15 protein-coding genes are annotated in these 20361 nt (G+C 38.6%); 4 read left to right on the forward strand and 11 right to left on the reverse strand.

Annotation, left to right across the window (positions count from 1 at the left end; translation table 11 throughout):
* Nucleotide 1: 1 nt before the first annotated feature.
* From CA834_RS10635 to CA834_RS10645, 3 genes are all read left to right on the forward strand, one after another.
* On the forward strand, nucleotides 2–613 hold the full coding sequence (locus CA834_RS10635) for a V-type ATP synthase subunit D (RefSeq protein WP_094968679.1): 612 nt from the start codon (nucleotides 2–4) through the stop codon (nucleotides 611–613).
* The gene (locus CA834_RS10640; RefSeq protein WP_094968680.1) at nucleotides 610–2421 is read left to right on the forward strand and encodes a V-type ATP synthase subunit I; all 1812 of its coding nucleotides are present in this window, start codon (nucleotides 610–612) and stop codon (nucleotides 2419–2421) included. The genes CA834_RS10635 and CA834_RS10640 overlap by 4 nt, the downstream gene beginning before the upstream one ends.
* A 172-nt stretch (nucleotides 2422–2593) precedes the next feature.
* On the forward strand, nucleotides 2594–3058 hold the full coding sequence (locus tag CA834_RS10645; RefSeq protein ID WP_094968681.1) for a V-type ATP synthase subunit K: 465 nt from the start codon (nucleotides 2594–2596) through the stop codon (nucleotides 3056–3058).
* A gap of 44 nt (nucleotides 3059–3102) precedes the next feature.
* Here CA834_RS10645 and CA834_RS10650 read toward each other — a convergent pair whose 3' ends face one another.
* The 6 genes from CA834_RS10650 to CA834_RS10675 form a co-directional block, all read right to left on the reverse strand.
* Nucleotides 3103–3846 carry a succinate dehydrogenase/fumarate reductase iron-sulfur subunit gene (locus tag CA834_RS10650; RefSeq protein WP_094968682.1) on the reverse strand — a complete coding sequence of 248 codons (744 nt, stop codon included), beginning with the start codon at nucleotides 3844–3846 and terminating at the stop codon, nucleotides 3103–3105.
* A gap of 66 nt (nucleotides 3847–3912) precedes the next feature.
* Entirely contained in the window at nucleotides 3913–5817 is a 1905-nt protein-coding gene (locus tag CA834_RS10655; RefSeq protein ID WP_094968683.1) for a fumarate reductase/succinate dehydrogenase flavoprotein subunit, read from the reverse strand.
* 125 nt (nucleotides 5818–5942) lie between these two features.
* A complete protein-coding gene (gene purL / locus CA834_RS10660; protein ID WP_094968684.1) occupies nucleotides 5943–9608 on the reverse strand; it encodes a phosphoribosylformylglycinamidine synthase in 3666 nt (1221 codons plus the stop codon).
* 109 nt (nucleotides 9609–9717) lie between these two features.
* A complete protein-coding gene (locus CA834_RS10665; RefSeq protein WP_165764793.1) occupies nucleotides 9718–10566 on the reverse strand; it encodes a fructosamine kinase family protein in 849 nt (282 codons plus the stop codon).
* Between the two features lie 25 nt (nucleotides 10567–10591).
* Nucleotides 10592–12439, reverse strand: a complete 1848-nt coding sequence (locus CA834_RS10670) for an endonuclease (protein WP_094968686.1) — start codon at nucleotides 12437–12439, stop codon at nucleotides 10592–10594.
* 18 nt (nucleotides 12440–12457) lie between these two features.
* Nucleotides 12458–13675 carry an RsmB/NOP family class I SAM-dependent RNA methyltransferase gene (locus CA834_RS10675; protein WP_094968687.1) on the reverse strand — a complete coding sequence of 406 codons (1218 nt, stop codon included), beginning with the start codon at nucleotides 13673–13675 and terminating at the stop codon, nucleotides 12458–12460.
* A 92-nt stretch (nucleotides 13676–13767) separates the two neighbouring features.
* Between CA834_RS10675 and CA834_RS10680 the strand changes: the two genes are divergently transcribed.
* A complete protein-coding gene (locus CA834_RS10680) occupies nucleotides 13768–14838 on the forward strand; it encodes a WD40/YVTN/BNR-like repeat-containing protein (RefSeq protein ID WP_094968688.1) in 1071 nt (356 codons plus the stop codon).
* A 29-nt stretch (nucleotides 14839–14867) separates the two neighbouring features.
* Here CA834_RS10680 and CA834_RS10685 read toward each other — a convergent pair whose 3' ends face one another.
* The 5 genes from CA834_RS10685 to CA834_RS10705 form a co-directional block, all read right to left on the reverse strand.
* Entirely contained in the window at nucleotides 14868–15320 is a 453-nt protein-coding gene (locus tag CA834_RS10685) for a sensor of ECF-type sigma factor (protein ID WP_094968689.1), read from the reverse strand.
* A gap of 10 nt (nucleotides 15321–15330) precedes the next feature.
* Nucleotides 15331–15831: a hypothetical protein gene (locus CA834_RS10690; protein ID WP_094968690.1), complete on the reverse strand. Its 501-nt coding sequence runs from the start codon at nucleotides 15829–15831 to the stop codon at nucleotides 15331–15333.
* A 68-nt stretch (nucleotides 15832–15899) separates the two neighbouring features.
* Complete coding sequence (locus tag CA834_RS10695) at nucleotides 15900–16442, reverse strand: RNA polymerase sigma factor (protein ID WP_094968691.1); 543 nt, start codon at nucleotides 16440–16442, stop codon at nucleotides 15900–15902.
* Between the two features lie 293 nt (nucleotides 16443–16735).
* On the reverse strand, nucleotides 16736–18565 hold the full coding sequence (locus CA834_RS10700) for an ABC transporter ATP-binding protein (protein WP_094968692.1): 1830 nt from the start codon (nucleotides 18563–18565) through the stop codon (nucleotides 16736–16738).
* A 3-nt stretch (nucleotides 18566–18568) separates the two neighbouring features.
* On the reverse strand, nucleotides 18569–20296 hold the full coding sequence (locus CA834_RS10705; RefSeq protein ID WP_206186870.1) for a phospho-sugar mutase: 1728 nt from the start codon (nucleotides 20294–20296) through the stop codon (nucleotides 18569–18571).
* Nucleotides 20297–20361: the final 65 nt, after the last annotated feature.

The raw sequence follows: 20361 nt of genomic DNA on the forward strand, positions 1-20361 counted from the left end.
GATGGCAGACAAGATTTTAATGAATAAAAATACCTTGGCTGCCTTGAAGAACGAACTGAAGGGCTACAAAACCGCACTGCCTGTTTTCGAAATGAAAGAACAACAGTTAAAAGAGGTTATAACGAGTATTGAAACGGCTGTAGAACGTTTGCAAATAGCGATCGAGGCTGCCGATACAGAGGTAAAGCAATGGGCTTCGGTTATGGCAGAACCGACGGTTGATTTGGGACAGCAGGTCTCAGTCTCGGAACTCAAAACCAAATCACGGGAAATAGCTGGTGTCATCATTAAGCAATTCGTTGATATTAGTTTTAACGAAAGTGAGATCGATTATTTTGAAACACCACTTTGGGTGGATGATGCCGTGGAAGCCATTAAAGACCAAACCACCAACCAAGAAATGTTAAGGTTAGAATATAAGAACCTAGAGCGCGTTCGCGAAGAATTGGCGGAAGCTAGACGTATGAAAAATGCGCTTAAGGAAGTCTTTATTCCTGAAACCCAACACAACATAAGAAAGATTGAAATCTATTTGGGCGATGTGGAACGCTTGGCGATTGGTTGCGCTAAACTGGTAAAGAAGAAAAAACAAGTAAAAAGTGAGGCCGTATGATAGTACGTATGAAGGAAATACTGCTGTTTACGAGTGCTCACGATGTGGACGAGACCATTCAAAATTTAGGTGAATTGGGAGTGGTCGATATCAAAGAAGTGCATCCGCCACAAGGCGAAAGCATAGAACGATACCTGCAAGACCTGAAAGATACCCGTCTGGCCTTATCTATTTTAGAGCAACATGAGTTTAATAATACCATTTCTTATGAGTTTACCGATACTAACGGAAAAGACCCCAAACGAATTATCGGTCGATTATTGAAATCTGAATCGGTAGAACAAAGCATACATAAAGCCTTAGGAGATATAGAAAACCAATTGGTATTTTATCATATTTGGGGAGAGCAATTTCATAAAAAAAATCTTGAATACTTAAAGGATAAAGGAATTTTTGTGCGATTGTATCTCGTTGACAAATCGCAATTAAAAACCCTTCCAAAAGAACGTGCAATAGTTGTATTTTCTGAGAAAAATGGAAAAGTGCCTGTGGCATTATTTACTCAAAATAATTTAGAAAGGCTCAACTTCAAGGAAGAACCTATTCCGGATTTGTCCTTTACCACCTTAAAAGAACTTAAAAGACGCAAGGAGAGACAGCTTGCTCAGCTAGACATTTTTTTGAATGAGTACAAGGCCTTCGATTCTGTATTGGAGGATTATTATCAATTTTTAGAGGACCGCTTCCAATCTGAAACTACTACAGAAAGCATGGGTGATATTGAGGGTAAAGTTAAATTTTTAAGAGGTTATCTACCAAAGGATGCCGTAGATAAGTTTTCAAAAATTGCGAAGGAACAGAATTGGGGTTTCGCCCTTTCTGAACCAAAAAATACAGATGAAGTACCTGTGTACATTAAGAATCCCAAATGGATAAGTATCATTAATCCTATGATGAAGTTTATAGATATCGTTCCAGGCTATAAGGAAATTGATGTGTCCATTTATTTTCTCATTGCCTTTGCTTTGTTTTTTGCAATGTTGGTCGGTGATGCTGGTTACGGTTTTATTTTCTTGATTTTGGCACTCATTTTCAGAAAGAAAATAGCACCACAACTGCGCACCTTGATTGTTGTGCTTAGTGGCGCCACAATTATTTGGGGCGTATTGAGTGGTACCTATTTTGGTGCCGAGCAAATTGCGCAATTGCCATTTTTAAAAGATATGGTCATTCCAAATATTGCTAGTTTTGGTGTGGACAATATTAATTTTATGATGTATTTATCCTTTTTAATTGGTGCGATTCACCTTACAGTAGCACATGGAATAAGGGTAGTTCAATTTATAAATTCTATAAAAGCCTTAAGCGAGATTGGATGGGTTGCTTTGGTTTGGGGCTTATTTTTTATAACGGAACAATTGGTTTTGGGAAATCCTGCACCAAGTTGGTATAATTGGTTGTTTATCGCTGGTGCCACATTGGTGATTTTATTTTCTAAAGAAAGTAATAGTTTCTTCAAAAGTATGGGTGCGTCCATTGCCAATTTGCCTTTAAGTTTAATCAGTGGTTTTTCGGATATTGTATCTTATGTGCGTTTGTTTGCTGTGGGTATGGCAACTGCAGCTGTAGCCGCCAGTTTCAATAATATGGCTTTACCAGATGGAATTGCAGGTATGGGTATTTTAGAATTTGTAATGGCTGCGATTGCCTTGCTCTTAGGGCATACCTTGAATATTGCTTTGGCCTTAATGGCCGTTATGGTGCATGGTATACGGTTGAATATGTTGGAATTTGCTGGGCATTTAGGTGTACAGTTTTCTGGGGAGGCCTATAAGCCATTTAAGTTAATGGTTAACGATAAAGAATGAACAATAACGCCACATCGAGTGTCCTAAACTTGTTTCAGGATGTACCTACATGATAACTATTAAAAAATATAGAATAGTTCTCTGTACATCCCTATGGTTATCGGGATACTTAAACTGACGGCAACGTAATAAAAACACACTAACTAAATAGAACATTTAAAACGATTCAACTATGGGAATTTTCACATTTATACAAACCTCAGTAGAAGGTCTGGGCGATATGGGCATGTCATTAAGTATAGCTGCGATTGGTTCAGCCATTGGTACAGGAATTGCCGGTATGGCTGCCATTGGCGCTTGGAAAAAAATGATAACTAACGGTCAAAAAGCGGCCACAGCCTTGCTGATATTTGTCGGTGCGCCCTTGTCTCAGGTTATTTATGGCATGATACTTAAAAATGCTATTGCCGATGCCAATTTGAGCCCAGATTCCTATCTATGGCAAATTATCATAGGACTTTTTGCAGGTGCTGCAATGGCAGGGTCGGCCATATTTCAAGGAAAAGCCGGAGCAAGAGCTTGTGACGCTATTGCTGCTGGTGCCAATGACACGGCTAAGTACATTATGATAATTGGTGTGGTTGAAACCGTAGCATTGTTTGTGATGATATTTACTATGACAGGGTTGCCAGGTTAAAATGATTGGGCTCTAGGTATTATATGAATTTTATAGGTTTAAGCCTATTTGAATAGCTTCATCCGTAACCAGCTTGAATTCACTTCAGCAATGTTACTAATTGAAATTCCTTCAGGACACTCTATCTCACATGCACCAGTATTAGAACAATTACCAAAACCTTCCAAATCCATCTGATATATCATTTGTTCTAATCGTTTTTCTGCTTCTGCTTTTCCTTGAGGTAAGTTATTTAAATGATTGATTTTTGCAGAAGTGAACAAAACTGCGGATGAATTTTTACACGTCGCTACACAGGCACCACATCCAATACAGGCTGCTGCATCCATAGCTTTATCAGCTATTTCTTTTGGAATTGGAATAGCATTTGCTTCTGGCGCAGACCCTGTTCTAGAACTGATATATGCCCCTGATTCTATAATTCTATCGAAAGCAGACCGGTCTACAATCAAGTCTTTAATAATTGGAAATGATTTGGCACGCCAAGGTTCAACGGTAATGGTTTCGCCATCCTTAAAACTGCGCATGTGCAGTTGGCAGGTCGTCATATTAGGATGAGGTCCATGGGCGCGTCCGTTGATAAATACGCCACATTGACCACAGATACCCTCGCGACAATCGTACTCGTAGGCAATGACCTTTTCGTCCTTCAAAACCAATTCCTCATTCAATTGGTCTAGTGCTTCCAGAAACGACATGTCGTCGGTTAAACCATCAACCTCATAGGTTTTAAATTCGCCTTGAGCATTTCGATTTTCTTGTCGCCATATTTTAAAGTTAACCCTCATCTAATTTTATTAATTGTTTTTATTCTAACAACATCTGGCATCTCCACATCTCATATCTATCTACTATTATTTATAACTTCTTACGATTGGTTCAACAAATTCAAACTTCAAGGTCTCTTTGTGTAATGTGAAATTGCCACTATTGTATTCCCAAGCAGATACATATGAAAAGTCTTTGTCATCTCTGACAGCTTCGCCATCCTTCGATTGGTATTCTTCTCTAAAATGTGCACCACAAGATTCTTTACGCTGCAAAGCGTCGGTGCACATTAAGATTCCTAATTCTATAAAATCGGATAGGCGATAAGCTTTTTCCAACTCAGTATTCATTTCATCATGATTACCAGTTACTTTTACATTTTTCCAAAATTGTTCTTTCAACTTTGTAATCTCTGAAATAGCATTTTCAAGTCCTTCTTTTGTGCGACTCATAGCGCATTCTTGCCACATAATCTTTCCTAATTCCCTATGAAAATGGTCTACCGTTTTACTGCCTTTTATAGCCAAAATTTTATCAATGTGTTTGTTCACCTCTCGTTCCGCTCTTTCAAATTCAGGGTGCTCAGTTGTTGGATGGTCTACTTTGATTTCATCAGCTAGGTAATTATTGATCGTGTTTGGCAAAATAAAGTAACCATCCACACTTGCTTGCAATAACGAATTGGCTCCTAAGCGATTGGCGCCATGGTCTGAAAAATTACATTCACCTACGGCATAAAGTCCGGAAATGGTCGTCATTAACTCATAATCTACCCAAAGGCCACCCATGGAAAAATGTGCGGCAGGCGAAATGAGCATGGGTGTGGTGTAGGCATCGATACCTGTTATTTTTTTATACATAGTAAATAGGTTGCCATAACGGTCTTTAATGGTATCTAGTCCAAACTTGTCAATAGCGTGTTTAAAATCCAGATATACTGCATTTTTAAGGCGTCCCACGCCGTAACCTGCATCAATACGCTCTTTAGCGGCTCTTGAGGCAATATCGCGAGGTGCCAGATTTCCAAAACTCGGGTACCTCCGTTCTAAATAGTAGTCGCGTTGGTCTTCCGGAATGTCTTTTGGTGCTCTACTATCGTCTTTTTGTTTTGGTACCCAAATACGGCCATCATTCCTTAGTGATTCCGACATTAAGGTTAATTTAGACTGTGCTTCACTAGACTGCGGTAATGCGGTAGGATGTATTTGGGTAAAACTTGGAGCAGCGAAAAAGGCACCTTTCTTGTGGGCTTTCCAAATGGCACTGCCGTTGCAACCTATGGCCAACGTCGATAATCGGAATACTCTAGAGTAGCCGCCAGTTGCCAAAACCACAGCATCAGCAGCGTAGCGCTTCAACTGTCCAGTGACCAAATCCCGAACAATGATCCCTTTTGCTTTGCCGTCAACGACCACTAAATCCATCATTTCACTTCGGGCATACATAGTTACCTTCTTGGCTCTAACCATTTTATACAATTGTGAATAGGCGGCCAGTAGCAACTGCTGCCCCGTTTGTCCACGTGCATAAAAGGTGCGTTGTACTTGTACACCGCCAAAACTGCGGTTGACCAGAGTACCTCCGTATTCTCTGGCAAAAGGTACACCTTGTTGCACAAAGTGATCAATTAAAGGTGCGGATAATTCTGCTAAACGATAGGTATTGGCTTCTCTAGACCTAAAATCACCACCCTTTAAAGTATCGTAAAACATGCGATACACGCTATCACCATCGTGCTGGTAATTTTTAGCCGCATTGATGCCACCCTGAGCAGCTACGGAATGTGCGCGTCTGGCAGAATCTTGGTAGCAAAAGCATTTAACATCATAACCCATTTCTGCCAAGGTAGATGCTGCCCCAGCGCCACTTAAACCCGAACCAACTACGATTATATTTAACTTTTTTTTATTTGCCGGGTTGATGAGTTGGGACTTTAACTGATAGTTACGCCATTTGTATTCTAAGGGACCATCTGGAACTTTTGGATTCAATAGAAAATTTTTATCTGTAAAATAGCGAAAAAATAATTCCTCTCAAAGTTAAATATGTGTGAGAATACGGTTGAAAATGGTAAAGAAATTATTCCTTTGCTAGTAATGACTATAGAAGTTGCAATCTACTTAGTACTATCAATCCATCTTCTAGCATTCACAAAAGCTTCAAGCCACGGCGAAACCTCGTCTTTTCGACCTTCTGGATAATATGCCCAATTCCATTGAAATGTTGAGCGCTCAATATGAGGCATGGTCACTAAATGGCGTCCGGTTTTATCACAGAGCATCGCAGTGTTATAATCTGACCCATTAGGATTAGCTGGATAAGCTTCATAGCCATATTTGGCAACAATGTGGTACTTATCTTCGGAATATGGTAAACTGAATTTACCCTCGCCATGCGAAATCCATACCCCTAAGGTTGTTCCAGCTAAGCTAGATAACATGACCGAATTATTCTCTTGAATTTTTACAGAGGTAAAGGCACTCTCATGTTTATGCGAATCATTGTGTACCATTTTTCCGTGTTGCTCATGATCCGGATTGATTTCATCCAATTCCATAAACAATTGACAGCCATTACATATACCAACTGATAAGGTGTCTTTACGGGCAAAGAAATTTTTAATGGCCTTGTTGGCCTTTTCATTATATTTAATAGCACCGGCCCAACCCTTGGCAGATCCTAGAACATCCGAGTTACTAAAACCGCCTACGGCACCGAGAAATTGAATGTCTTCAAGTGTTTCACGCCCAGAAATTAAATCGGTCATATGAACGTCCTTAACATCAAAGCCAGCTAAATACATGGCATTGGCCATTTCCCGTTCTGAATTGCTTCCTTTTTCACGCAATATGGCAGCTTTCGGTCTAGGTTTAGAACTATCTAGTTTTGGTAGCTTGCCATTAAAATGCTTAGGGAATGTATACTGTAAGGCTTGGTCTTTGTAATTATTGTAACGTGTTTCAGCAAGATTATTGGCCGTTTGTTTTTGATCTAGTAGGAAAGAGGTTTTGTACCACATGTCCCTTAATCTTGAAACCGTCATGGTGAAAACTTCGTTTCCATTAACGATACTTAAAACATCGCTTTCGGTAACCTTTCCAATGTTGTGAAATTCGATTTTTGCCTCAGTTAAAATTGCTTCTATACTATCATCTTTAGACTGAATCACAATGCCTGCATTTTCAGCAAAAAGTACTTTAAACGCATCTTTTTCAGCCAAGCCCGTTACATCCAATTCAGCACCTAAATTAGTATCAGCAAAACATAGTTCCAGAAGCGTTGTAATTAAACCACCAGAAGCCACATCATGCCCTGCCACTATTTTATGGTCTTTGATAAGTTGTTGAATGGTGTTGAATACCGTTTTAACATAGGCTGCACTTTTTACAGTCGGCGCTTTAGTTCCTATTTTATTGGTGATTTGAGCAAAGGAGCTACCACCTAATTCAAAGCTGTCTTGAGATAAATTGATGTAGTAAATAGCTCCATTGTCTTTTTTGAAGACAGGTTCTATAACGTTGGTAATGTCAGTGCAGTTAGCCGCTGCAGATATAATGACAGTACCAGGGGCAATAACATCACCATCAGGATATTTTTGCTTCATGGACAGCGAATCCTTTCCTGTTGGGACATTAATCCCTAAGTCAATGGCAAACTCGGAAACCGCTTTTACGGCTTTGTAAAGCCTTGCATCTTCACCGTCGTTCTTGCAAGGCCACATCCAGTTAGCGGAAAGGGAGGCACTTTTTAGACCGTCTTTAAGTGGCGCCCACATAATATTGGTTAAGGCTTCGGTAATAGAATTTCTACTGCCTGCCTCAGCATCTATTAAGCCTGAAATTGGAGAATGCCCAATTGAGGTGGCAATTCCCTCTTTACCTTTAAAATCCAAGGCCATAACCCCAACATTGTTTAAAGGCAACTGTAAAGGTCCTGCACATTGTTGCTTAGCCACACGACCACCTACGCAGCGGTCTACTTTATTGACTAACCAATCTTTACAAGCCACAGCCTCTAATTGAAGAACCTTATCTAAGTAATCGTAAAAGGCATCCCTGTGGTAATTTACATCTGCATACTGTTTAACAACAGTTTTATCATCCATAATAGTCATTGGAGAGCTACCAAACATATCGCTCATGGCTAAATCCATGGGTTTCTCTCCTGTAGATTTAGATTCAAACGTAAAGCGGTGTTCGCCTGTGACATCACCCACATCATAAATAGGCGAGCGCTCACGGTCTGCTATGTTGTGTAATATTTCTAAATGTTTATCCGAAATTACTAAGCCCATCCGTTCTTGTGACTCATTTCCTATAATTTCCTTAGCAGATAAGGTGGGGTCGCCAATTGGCAATCTATCGAGATCGATAAGGCCGCCAGTATCTTCAACTAATTCAGACAAGCAGTTTAGGTGACCACCGGCACCGTGGTCATGTATGGAAACAATATAATTTTCTTCACTTTCAACCATGCCTCTAATAGCATTAGCAGCACGTTTTTGCATTTCGGGATTAGAACGTTGAACGGCATTTAATTCAATACCAGAATCAAACGCCCCTGTATCGGCTGAGGAAACTGCCGCGCCACCCATGCCTATGCGGTAATTATCACCACCAAGAATTACAATTTTATCACCTTTTTGAGGTTTGTCTTTAATGGCCTGGTCTGCCTTACCATAACCTATACCTCCAGCCAGCATGATGACTTTATCAAAACCTAGTTTTTCTTTTTTTTCCTTATGCTCAAAGGTTAAAACGGATCCTGAAATTAAGGGTTGCCCAAATTTATTGCCAAAATCAGAGGCACCATTGCTAGCTTTTATTAAAATATCCATTGGTGTTTGGTAGAGCCATTTGCGCTCGGGGAAGGCTTTTTCCCACGGGCGCTTGTCTTCTAATCGTGAATACGATGTCATGTATACCGCAGTACCAGCCAAGGGTATAGATCCCTTTCCTCCAGCTAAACGGTCCCTGATTTCACCTCCTGAACCAGTTGCCGCGCCATTAAAGGGTTCCACTGTTGTAGGGAAATTGTGTGTTTCTGCCTTAAGTGAGATGACCGATTCAAACGGCCTTATTTGGTAATACGCAGGAACATCTGCCCGTGCTGGCGCGAACTGCTCTACGATAGGCCCCTTAATAAAGGCTACATTATCCTTGTATGCCGAAACAATATCGTTAGGATGTTTTTTAGACGTTTCCTTAATCAGTTTGAACAATGACGTAGGCATTTCTTCACCATCAATAATGAAGGTGCCATTAAAAATTTTATGGCGGCAATGTTCTGAATTTACCTGTGAAAACCCAAATACTTCAGAATCCGTTAATGGTCGTCCTATACGTTTTGCAACACCTTCTAAATAATCAATTTCCTCATCGTTTAAGGCTAAACCTTCTTTAGCATTAAAACCGGCAATATCGCTTATCTCTAAAATAGGTTTTGGCTTAATATCAATCGTAAACATACCCTGATGTAGCCCTTTGAATTTTTCTGAAATCATAGGATCATAATCCATAAAATCTTCAGAAACCGATATAAATTCTTCAATACGGATTATGCCATCAATTCCCATATTCTGTGTAATCTCAACGGCATTTGTACTCCAGGGCGTTACCATAGCGGCGCGTGGGCCAACAAAAAAAGCATCAATGGATGCTTGTTCTAGTTTAGCTTGGTCACGAAATAACCATGTTAATTTTGAAATTGTTTCAGTTGAGAATTCTTTTGTGGCTTGAACAGCAAAAACTTTACTGTTTTGGTTTCCAAAGAAATGAATCATCAGGTTTTCTAGGTGTTAGAATTAATAAAGTGCAAATTTACGCTTTTTGAGTAAAATAAGGTTTTAAAATCACCTTGATAATGGCAAGTTATCCACTAATTAATTGACATTAAAAATAAGTGTTTAGTATCCGTTTGACGGATCCATAGTATGAAGATCCAAAAAGGTTAAGATGTACCAAAAGAAAGTACAATTGATAAATGTCTAGTCTAGCGGAAGCGTTTATCGTTTTTGGATGTACGTCATGGTACGCCTCGTAAAACGCATCGTGAAATCCTCCAAAGAGTTTGCTCATGGCAATGTCAACCTCACTATGACCATAATAGACAGCGGGATCGATGAGGTAGGGTAAACCATCCTTTGAAAACAGGTAGTTGCCACTCCATAAATCGCCATGAAGTAAGGCTGGTTTTACATGTTCAAATAAAGGTTTTAGTACTGTTTTTAAAGATTTGATGGATGGAATTTCCGAGTGACTTAGCTTGCCACTTTCCACAGCTAAATTCATCTGATAAAGCAGTCTATGCTCAACATAAAAGTCGGTCCAATTGGAGGATTGGGTGTTGATTTGGGCTAAGCTACCAATAAAATTATCTTGGGATAGCCCAAATTGAGCTACGCCATGCTGGTGCAGTTTTGCTAGTTGGGAGCCCAGAAGGGCGAAGTCATTAGAAGCTCCAGTTCTGGATTCTATAAATTCTAAGATCAAAAATGACGAACTATCAAATGTGTCATGTCCTATAACTTCGGGTGTTTTAATGGTGTTGGTTTGTGCAATAGATTTAAGTCCAAAGGCTTCAGCCTTGAACATGGCAGACGCCTTTTCATTTGTGCTAAGTTTTAACACATAATCCTTTGAGTCGGTTTCAAGTTTGAATACAGAGGCGGTGTCACCTCCCGTTAACTTCTGTGTAGCGATAATAGGTGTATTGAGAAGTGATTCAAGGTGTGAAATCAAGTTCTCCATGGTTTGAAATAGCTTCTTACAATTTTATGATCTTCTTACTTATGAACTGCTTATCTTTTTCTAATGTAAGAAGGTATATGCCTTTCTTTAAATTTGAAACATCTATTCTACCATCAAAGAGGTTTCCCTTATCTATTAAATTACCAAGTATGGAGTAAATTTTAAAGTCTACCGCTTCAGAAATGTTAAGATATATATATGGGCCCTTTACAGGATTTGGATGAATCTTTAAATGATTAAATTCAGCATCTGAAACGCTTAGAGGGTTATAGCAGGTCCAAGAAAGATTATCCATTGCAACCCTTGCGCTTCCCGAATCATTATCCTGAATAATCACTTGGATATTACCTTCAATATCAATATCGTTAATCGTTACATTTTGGACGGAATTAGAATATGCAATAGTTCCAACACTATTTCCATTGACAACAACATCTAGATTCCCATCAGTACCGGAAAATATCCGTTGTGTTGTAAGTGAAAGACTTTTAATACCGCCCGAAACCACCGGAGAAGTTAATCTACCATCCGTGTCATCCCTAAAATCTATCGCAATAGCTCTACTTCCAGCAATGGTTCTATCTGTTCTCGCTTCGGCAGCACTCCAAGTACCGTTAGGGCCAACCCAGCTGCGGTTGGTGTATTGGCTGTTATCGGCAGGTATATTTTCAAAATCCTCGGAGGCACATTCGTTAGAGCCCGATCCATTGTTTGTCGTGGTTTCACAGGCTTGATTACTGAAATCAGAGGTATTACCTGCAGCATCCTTGGCTTTAATGGTAAAGCAGTAGTTAGTGTCAGGAATCAATCCGTTAACTGTAAATGACGTATTCGGTGTGGTGTTACTTAAAATGCCATCGGTGTAAATATCATAGGCGGTTACACCTACATTATCGGATGCCGCTGTCCAAGATAATTCAATGGAATTATCGGTTGGATTCGAAGTTGAGAGATCGCTTATGGTAGATGGCGCCTCATTATCATTTGTTACAGACCATATTAAGCTTACATAGTTTGGGTTATCAACAAATGGATTTCTATTATTCTGATAATTGAAGACCACATTATTCCTGTCGATTTCTCTCTGGGATACAGGGTCATTCTCATGCCAAGTTAGAAGAATGTTTAAAAAGGGATCTGCAATGGCCTTGTTATTACTGCCATCAAACATAGGATAGTCGCCCCAGTTATCTACTAAATCTTCATAGCGCGTTACAAAATAAAAGTACATTCTTGCCACATCGCCCTTAAACTCATCTATGGGTTCAAAAACAGTTCCTGTGTAACCAGCGGAATAGCCACTGTTCAAATTCCCTCCTGCTTTAGACCCATTAAGAGTTGGATTGGATATTCCACTTTGAGAAATTAATTGGGAGTCATCAACTACACCAAATGGTAGATTGCTTCTTAAGCCATTGACGCGTCCATCCGTGGGAACAACGTGATGCCCATCATCTACCATGGGACTAGCATTACCAACGGTAGAACGTGGAATGATATGTTCCTTATTATAACATTGGCCTTCACCATTGAAATTACCAGTACATTCATCAGTGCCAAAAAAATAAACATAAGGATCAACACCGTCCGGGTTTTCGGAATAGATATCTAGAATACTATTATCGTTTTCATAGTAGAGGTCTAAATCACTATTCGCATAGAGTCCGTCTAAGTTATCCCCTTGGTCTAAATGTGTAAATTCTGTTGATAGACCGTCTGAAACATCGTCGATGATCTGTTTTAATTGAGTTTTTAAAGCGTATCCTTCTAGGCCCAGAGCTGAATCATAATAATTGGCCGGGATTTGGGAATAACCCAAAAATGAAACGATTAAAAAACATAGTAGAATGTAAAATTGTCTCATAGTGACGTTTGTAAAGCTCTAATCTTCTGACCTTTCCAATAAAGCCATATAAAACCCATCAAAACCAGATTTATGTGCCAATATCTTTTTGTCTTTTACAAATTTAAAATTTTTCCCTTCGGCTGAGGTTAAAAAACTATCAATTTGATTCTCATTTTCAAAAGGAAGTATGGAACATGTGGCATACACCATCTTACCGCCAGGTTTTACCATTCTTGAATATTGACTCAACAGTTCTGCTTGGGTTTTCTTAATGTCTTCAATGAAACTTGGCCCCAGTTTCCATTTTGCATCAGGGTTTCGTCTTAGCACACCCAAACCAGAACAAGGTGCGTCGATTAACAAGCGATCGGCCTTATCATATAGTTTTTTTATAGGTTTGGTTGAATCTATAACTTTCATTTCAATGTTGTGAACATCATTGCGTTTGGCCCTTACTTTAAGCTTCTTCAATTTACTTTCGTAAATATCCATAGCTATAATTTGTCCTTTGTTCTCCATAAGTGAAGCAAGGTGTAAGGTTTTGCCACCAGCGCCTGCACAAGCATCAACAACTTTCATACCCGGTTTAACTTCCAAATATGCGGCTACCAATTGCGACGATGCATCCTGAACTTCAAACCATCCCTTTTTAAAGGCTTCTGTTTTAAAAACATTCGCCCGCTCGGTCAATTTGAGAGCAGAAGGATATCCCTCTAAAAACTCAGTTTCAATCTCTTCCGATTGCAATTGTTGTTGTAGGTCTTTTTTGGTCGTCTTAAGCGTATTGACACGAAGAATAACATCAGCTTGTTCATTCTGCATAGCTATTTCTTTAGTCCATATAGCTTCCCCGAGTTCTTTTACGCCAAGGTCATCCATCCAATCTGGAATTGACTCCTTGAATTTTCTAATTTTTGAAAGCTCATCGAAACGACCTTTGATTTTTCGTGAAGGCGTATCTGTAAAGTATTTCCAGTCAGGTAATTTTATACCTTTTAAGGTCGCCCATACGGCAAAGATTCTCCAAAGATTGTCTCGTTGGTAAGGTGCCTTTACATCTGCGATTTCAGAGTAAAGACGTTTATAGCGGACAATTTCATAAACCGTTTCCGCAATAAATCCACGGTCTCGACTTCCCCAGCGCTTATCGCGTTTTAATAATTGTTGTATGACCTTATCGGCATAGTCACCTTCATTAAAAATGAGATGTAATCCATCAATAACCGCAAAACATAAGTTTCTGTGTAGTCGCATGTTAAAAAAATATAAGCGTGCAAAGGTACACAAATGATTAATTGTTGTCTTGTTAATTATAGAGTTTTCTATTTTTATAGAAATTTGAAATTATGCGTGTTTTAATAGCCTTATGGCTTATACTTTTTTCTCTGGGTTGTGACCAACAGATTAAAACCGAGAAAAAGACCCAGCGGAAATTATCCAATATTTGGATAGAAGATATTTTATTGGATTCTATATTGAGCACACGGACAATTGATGTAATTGATAGTAATGTTTATTATGGTGCTCAAGATGGAAGGATAGGGGCATTTCTAGAGGATGGTCGTCACGTTTCCGACCGTTATCATCTGGATTCCATTTACCCGTCATTCCGGTCTTCAGCTTTCAATGGTAAAAGTCTGTTTTATTTAAGCATCGAATCTCCTACATTGTTATATAAAATTGAGAAAAATCAAAAATTAAACGCATATACTGAAGCAAATTTGGTCTATAAGGAAAACCACCCAAAAGCCTTTTATGATTCTATGGATTTCTGGGATGAAAAGGAGGGTATTGCCATTGGAGACCCTACGGATAATTGTATGAGTATAATTATAACTAGAGATGGCGGCGAGACGTGGACAAAACTATCTTGCGAGGTTTTGCCAAAAATTGAAGAAGGTGAAGCCGCATTTGCAGCAAGCGATACCAATATTGCCATTGTTGGCGACCATACTTGGGTGGCAACAGGAGGAAAAGCTAGTAGAGTCTTATATTCTCCAAATCGAGGCAAAACTTGGGACGTGTTTAATACCCCAATTGCGCAGGGTAAAGAAACTACGGGGATATATTCCATAGATTTTTACGATGCACAACATGGTTTTGCTATTGGTGGTGATTACACGAAACCTGATGATTCATTAGCCAATAAAATCAGAACTTCAAATGGAGGTAAAACTTGGAAACGTGTTGCCGATGGTAAATCTCCAGGCTACAGAAGCTGCGTGCAGTATATCCCAGGTAGAAAAGGCCGTGAATTGGTAGCTGTAGGTTTTAAAGGAATCGATTATAGTGATGATGCTGGTGAACATTGGACGCATTTAAGCGATGAAAGTTTTTATACCATTAGATTCTTAAACGATACTATTGCTTATGCGGCGGGGAAGGGACGTATTAGCAAGCTTACGTTTAGGGAGTAAAAAAAGAAGCCGATGTGGCTTCTTTTATCTTAGTCTCTTTTGCCGCGACTATTGCGCATCTCTTTTAAGCGTTCTAGAAGTTTTCGGTTGAACTCGTCTTCTGCGCGCTTGAGGCGAATGATTTTTTTAGAGGAGATAATACCTTTCAAATCGCTCATTAAATCGATCTTGGCGCGATGCATTTTATCTTCGGCAGCGATGAGGTCTTGCAAAAGTATGTCTGCTTCACTGTCTGACATATCAGGATTGTTTCTCATTTTCATCTTGATATTACGCATATCCTCATTTCTTACCTTTTCGGTTTTGGTCTCAAATTGATTGTAAACTGGCCAAAACTTGGTAGCTTCATCTGGTGTAAGGCTTAATTGCTCTGTAATAAAAGCTATTTTTTGGGCTTTTATGCGCTCTCGCAATTTTTCACCACCTTGGGCAAAGCTTGAGAAACTCAGTAAAAACAGTACTATGGCTATAAATTTTTTCATGGTGTTTAACTTATTTTAAGATGGATTCTAAATCGACATTTTCAATGAGATAGTTTTCTAAATACCCTTCATTATAGTCGGTTTCAGTAATTATAAAGTCTTCCTCTAACAAGTCGGCGTCTGAGAGCAACTCCGCCAATTCATAACTGTCTAAATCGCTATTTTCTAAATAGGTTTCTACCATTTCAACAGTCAAAGAAGGACTGTTATTTTTATTAAGGAAAACCGCAAGGGCCAACATCAATGACGCAGCGATGCCAGCTACATAATAAAAGGTTTTTCTAGAGCGGAGACTAATGACTGGTTTTTGGTCGTTCTTGATTTTTTCGAAAAGTTTATCTTCAAAAGAATTGAAATAATCTGTTGGCACTTGATAACCTGGAGTCTTAATACCTTCTATAGTCTCTTTTTTGTTCAGTTGTTCTAATAATCGTTCATCAAAGGAATCAAAGTAATTCTTTGGGGTTTTAAAACCTGTTGATTTTACGGTATTTAATTTATCTCTTTTCATTGATTGATTTCGTATTCTTGAAACCTTTTGTTGTTCTACCCTATTTGACTTGTAAAGTTGGCAATAGTTTAATGATCAGTTAAAAAGGTTTCTATTTTTTTTACGGCAATATGGTACGAGGCCTTTAGTGCACCTTCACTAGTTTCGAGTATTTCTGACATATCTTTATAGGTAATGTTATCAAAATATTTCATGTTAAACACAAGTTGTTGTTTTTGTGGTAGAGTAGCGATAGCTTTTTGCAGCTTGAGCTGAATCTCATCACCTTCAAAATACACGTCAGCCTGCAAATTATTTATGGCATTGTTTTGGTGCTCTTCATTAGTGATTTGTAGGCGTCTGGCTTTTTTGTTTAAAAAGGTAATTGACTCGTTGGTTGCAATCCTATATAACCAAGAATACAATTTGCTGTCACCTTTAAATTTATCTATGTTTTTATAAACCTTGATAAAAGTGTTTTGAAGAACATCATCAGCATCGTCATGGCTCACTACAATTTTTCGAACATGCCAATATAAGCGTTCCTTATATAGCTGTAATAACTCTTTAAAGGCCGTTTCCTTGGTTGTTGGCTCTTGCAATCGTATTATAAAGTTGGGCTCATTTTTCAAATGATTGGACTTTGATACTAAGACCAAGTAAATGAATAAAGGTTTAATTAAAAAACTAATTTTTTATGAAATATATTAAATAACTGTAAATCAGTATATTAAAAATAAAAACATCGATAAAGAGTTAAATAAAATCGATAAAATGCATTTTTTTCTTGCTTGGTATGTTTTTTTGTTATATGTTTGAACTGCTTAACCTATTAACCGTTACCAGTGTCCCCAAATCTGGTAACAAAAAAGAAGGATGCACGTAACAGTGCATCCTTTTTGATTTTAATACTACAGAAAGTTCATTAGGAATCAAAACTCTGCATTTCGACGAGTTTCTTATAGATTCCTTGTTTTTTGATTAATTCGGTGTGGGTACCTTGCTCTGCAATTTCACCTTTATGCATCACTGCGATAAGATCGGCATTTTGAATGGTAGAAAGACGATGAGCTATTACGATGGAGGTCCTATTTTTCATCATATTCTCAAGTGCATCTTGCACCAATCGCTCACTTTCAGTGTCTAGAGCAGAGGTTGCTTCATCTAAAATCATGATGGGAGGATTTTTTAAAACTGCTCTGGCAATACTTAATCGTTGTTTTTGCCCACCAGATAATTTATTACCTGAGTCACCAATATTGGTTTCAATGCCCTGGGGTAAGTTCTTAACAAATTCCCAAGCATTGGCTATTTTAAGTGCCTTGATAATCTCCTCATCACTAGCGGTTTCTTTACCAATCCTTAAGTTATTGGCAACGGAATCGTTGAACAAAATAGAGTCTTGAGTGACTAGCCCCATAAGATTTCGCAATGAACTTTTGGTTAAATCCTTAATGTTTTCGCCATCAATTGTTATACTGCCATCATTAACGTCATAAAAACGGGTAACGAGATTTGCTATGGTGCTTTTGCCGCTGCCAGATTGTCCTACTAAGGCCACGCTTTTTCCCTTGGGTACGGTAAGGGTAAAATTCTTAAGTACGAGCTCATCTTCATACTTAAAGGAAATGTTGTTGAGTTTAATGTCGGAGTTGAAGGTCCGTTTTTCTATAGCATTTGGCTTATCCTCTAAAGGGGAGGGGGTATTCAGTATTTCTAAAACCCTATCTGCTGCCGCATTACCAGATTTTACTTTGTAACTCGCCTTGCTTATAGCTTTCGCAGGCGTAAGGATTTGATATGCCAAGGCCATATAGCCAATAAATGCACCTCCAGAAAGCGTATTGTCAACAAGGACCATACTACCGCCGTACCATAATAAAGCAGCAATAGTGACAATACCCAAGAATTCACTGGTTGGCGATGCTAAATTTTGTCTATTCAAAAGTGAATTCGAAAATTTATAAAAGCGAGTGGTCGAGTTTTGAAACTTTTTGCTGAACCGTGCCTCGGCATTGAACCCTTTGATCACCTTTAAACCACCGAGAGTTTCTTCTAAGGTGGAAAGAAATAGACCCTGCTCGGTTTGAACCCTGTTCGATTTCTTTTTAAGGCTCTTTCCTATTCTTGAAATTATAAAACCCGATATAGGGATAAACAAGAATACGAAAATTGTGAGTTTCATTGATATCGTAAACATGGCTATTATGGCGAACAAAATAGTGAGCGGTTCTTTTACAATCAGCTCCAAAACAGCTAAAAGCGAATTTTTAACTTCGTCGACATCACCCGATATTCGAGCTATGATATCGCCTTTTTTCTTTTCTGAATAATAGGAAATAGGCAAGGTTATAATTTTGTCATAAATCTCATTCCGTAAATCCTTAAGAACGCCATTGCGCAAAAACGTGATGAAATAAAGGCCCAAATAATTGAATAGGTTCTTTAAAAGAAACAATGAAATAATCAGTATAATCATATACAATAACGAGCGCTGGGCGCCGTATTGTTCTGATGTAGAGGTAATGATATAATTAATGTAATTTTCCAGGTAATCCTTGAGGTCGCTGATACCCGAATATAAAGGCTTCTTGTACACCTTCTCGCCCTCTCCAAATAACACGTTTATCATGGGCATAAGAGAAATCATGGCCATGGTGCTAAATAAGGCGTAAAAAACATTAGAGATAATATTTAATATACCGTAACGCTTATAGGGAATTATGAATCTAGATAATTTCTTGAGGTAATCCATGTATTACAAGTTCATATCCTTTAAAATTGCGTCAATTCGGTCTTCCAAGAACTGCTCGGTAACTTTAAATTTAGATATATTACTGAGTTTGGTATTTACGCTGATGTAAAACTTAATTTTTGGTTCGGTGCCACTTGGTCTTAGGGCTATTTTACTTCCGTCTTCGGTATAGTAGATAAGAACGTTGGATTTTGGGATATCTATAGGCGATTCTGTGTTGGTCGTTGTGTCCTTTGCAATTGATAATTGATAATCTTCAATCCTCACAACTTTAGAGTCATTGACCTGTTTTAATGGATTTTCTCTGGCATCTACCATCATCTGTTTAATCTCTTGAGCACCTTCAATACCTTTTTTGGTTAAAGATATAAGACGTTCTTTGTAAAATCCATGTTCTACATAGAGGTTTATAAGTTCTTCAAACATGGTCATGCCCTTAGCCTTGGCTTGCGCCGCGATTTCGCAGGCCAATAAAGTAGATGTCACAGCATCCTTGTCCCTAACAAAATCACCAACCATAAAACCAAAACTTTCCTCGCCACCTCCTATAAAGTCAAGTTCGGGGAAGTCCTTAATCATTTTGGCAATCCATTTAAAACCGGTTAAACCAATCTTACACTCCACACTATAGGCCTCTGCCAATACGGACATCATTGGCGTTGATACAATGGTAGAGCCAATGAATTGACGACCATTTATTTTTCCATTCTTCTTCCACTGTTTTAATAAAAAATCCGTCATCAAAAGCATGGTTTGGTTACCATTAAGGATAACCAAATCATTGTCTAAATTTCTTACCACCACACCCAGACGGTCACAGTCAGGATCAGTTCCGATAACAATGTCACCATTTGTTTTTTCGGCCAAGTCCATAGCCATCTTCAAGGCTTCTGGTTCTTCTGGATTTGGTGACACAACGGTTGGGAAATCCCCGTTGGGCTTGCGCTGCTCCTCGACAATATTAACATTGGTATAGCCAGCACGTTTTAAAGTTTCTGGAATAGCCATAATAGACGTACCGTGCAGCGAAGTAAAGACTACATTTAAGTTTTGTTTGGCCTCTTCTGAAGTATCAAAGCTACCATTTTCAATTGAGGCATTAATAAATGCATCATCAACATCCTTTCCGATATATTCAATTAAATTCGGGTCAGACTTAAACTTAATTTCAGCATAATCAAGTTTGTTGATTTGAGCGATTATTTCTTCATCTTGAGGAGGTACCAATTGACCGCCGTCCTGCCAATACACTTTATAGCCGTTATATTCTGGTGGATTGTGCGATGCAGTTAGAACGATACCACAATGACAATTGAGATGCTTTAGCGCAAAGGATAATTCTGGCGTGGGTCTTAAATCCTCAAATAGGTAAACTTTAATCTTATTGGCCGAAAAAACATCGGCTACAACCTTACCAAAACTTTTGCTGTTGTGCCTACAATCATAGGCTATTGCCACCTTTATAACTTCATTAGGGAAACAGTGCTTTAGATAATTACTTAAGCCCTGTGTGTTCTTTCCCAAGGTATATTTATTTATCCTATTGGTTCCAGGTCCCATAATGCCGCGCATGCCCCCTGTACCAAACTCTAAATCCTTATAAAAACTCTCCTCAAGTTCTTTGGGGTTAGTAGCGATTAAATGTTTTATTTCAGCTTGCGTTTGGGCATCAAAGGTTGAGGTTAACCAGGTATTAACGCGTTCCAATATCTCAGGTTTAATATAAATCATAAATAAAGGTAATTATAGACAAAATTAAACATTTAAGTTCTTGTGGATTCGTATCTATTCTATAA

Source organism: Winogradskyella aurantia, from assembly GCF_002266855.1.
GTDB classification, from domain to species: domain Bacteria; phylum Bacteroidota; class Bacteroidia; order Flavobacteriales; family Flavobacteriaceae; genus Winogradskyella; species Winogradskyella aurantia.

Coding starts and splice junctions, on each gene's coding strand:
- CA834_RS10685 (WP_094968689.1), bottom strand. CDS start 15,320: ATGAAAAAATTTATAGCCATAGTACTGTTTTTACTGAGTTTCTCAAGC.
- CA834_RS10690 (WP_094968690.1), bottom strand. CDS start 15,831: ATGAAAAGAGATAAATTAAATACCGTAAAATCAACAGGTTTTAAAACC.
- CA834_RS10705 (WP_206186870.1), bottom strand. CDS start 20,296: ATGATTTATATTAAACCTGAGATATTGGAACGCGTTAATACCTGGTTA.
- CA834_RS10670 (WP_094968686.1), bottom strand. CDS start 12,439: ATGAGACAATTTTACATTCTACTATGTTTTTTAATCGTTTCATTTTTG.
- CA834_RS10675 (WP_094968687.1), bottom strand. CDS start 13,675: ATGCGACTACACAGAAACTTATGTTTTGCGGTTATTGATGGATTACAT.
- CA834_RS10645 (WP_094968681.1), top strand. CDS start 2,594: ATGGGAATTTTCACATTTATACAAACCTCAGTAGAAGGTCTGGGCGAT.
- CA834_RS10635 (WP_094968679.1), top strand. CDS start 2: ATGGCAGACAAGATTTTAATGAATAAAAATACCTTGGCTGCCTTGAAG.
- CA834_RS10650 (WP_094968682.1), bottom strand. CDS start 3,846: ATGAGGGTTAACTTTAAAATATGGCGACAAGAAAATCGAAATGCTCAA.
- CA834_RS10640 (WP_094968680.1), top strand. CDS start 610: ATGATAGTACGTATGAAGGAAATACTGCTGTTTACGAGTGCTCACGAT.
- purL (WP_094968684.1), bottom strand. CDS start 9,608: ATGATTCATTTCTTTGGAAACCAAAACAGTAAAGTTTTTGCTGTTCAA.
- CA834_RS10680 (WP_094968688.1), top strand. CDS start 13,768: ATGCGTGTTTTAATAGCCTTATGGCTTATACTTTTTTCTCTGGGTTGT.
- CA834_RS10700 (WP_094968692.1), bottom strand. CDS start 18,565: ATGGATTACCTCAAGAAATTATCTAGATTCATAATTCCCTATAAGCGT.